This is a genomic window from Pedobacter gandavensis (assembly GCF_032678745.1).
In the GTDB taxonomy this organism is placed as follows: Bacteria; Bacteroidota; Bacteroidia; order Sphingobacteriales; family Sphingobacteriaceae; genus Pedobacter; species Pedobacter gandavensis_C.
In genome coordinates, this window is the sequence record NZ_JAVTST010000024.1 from 1 (window position 1) to 729 (window position 729).

Here is a 729-nt window from a genome sequence, read left to right on the forward strand (position 1 = left end):
GTACATATTTTAAAGCTGGTCACAGCCGGACTGTATACCAAACCCAGGCTAGTTTCTACATAGGCCCTCACATAATAAGTAGGTCCTTCTACTAACCCATTCATTAGTCCTGTAAACTCACCGATGCTTGTACCAGGATCGATGATTTTCTGATCGCTGATGGTAGGTATTGCATTTGTGCTACTCCAAACCAGTCCACGTCCGCTTAATGGCAAACCACCTGAATTGCCCACTGTAGCGATGGCCTTAGCCGCATTCCCGGTCATTGTTGCAGTAGGCACAATTACATTACTGATGGTAGGTAGCGTTGCGGTGATCTCATCACGCAAGCACCTTACAGTCATCGCATTTGCCTTATCCAGATCTGTGACATTAAGGGCGCCGTTAAAGTACAATGCTTTAGCCGCATAGTTTGCGTTTGGAGTTGTAGTTGAGGTCCAATACGATAGTCCAGTACCGCGAGCACCCAGGTTACCAGGGGCTGCTGGACTTAGGTTTCCCGCATTGTGAATTTTCAATACTGAATTGTAAAGCGCAGCGGCCGTAGTCCAAATTTGCGGTGCGCTGATCACATTACTCATTTCCGTGGAGGTAGGTAATCTCCAACCCCCACCCATCAACTGTATACAAGGATCCTGCGCAGCAGTCCAAGCGGATGGGTCATTGATAGAAGTGGTCCATGCTGTCCAGGAATTAGATGGGGTACGCGTGGTACCATCATGTTTATAA

Annotated in this window: 1 protein-coding gene; it reads right to left on the reverse strand. The window is 47.7% G+C overall.

Annotation, left to right across the window (positions count from 1 at the left end):
* The coding region (locus R2S10_RS24685; protein ID WP_316843063.1) for a hypothetical protein at nt 1-729 on the reverse strand (729 nt) is incomplete at both ends.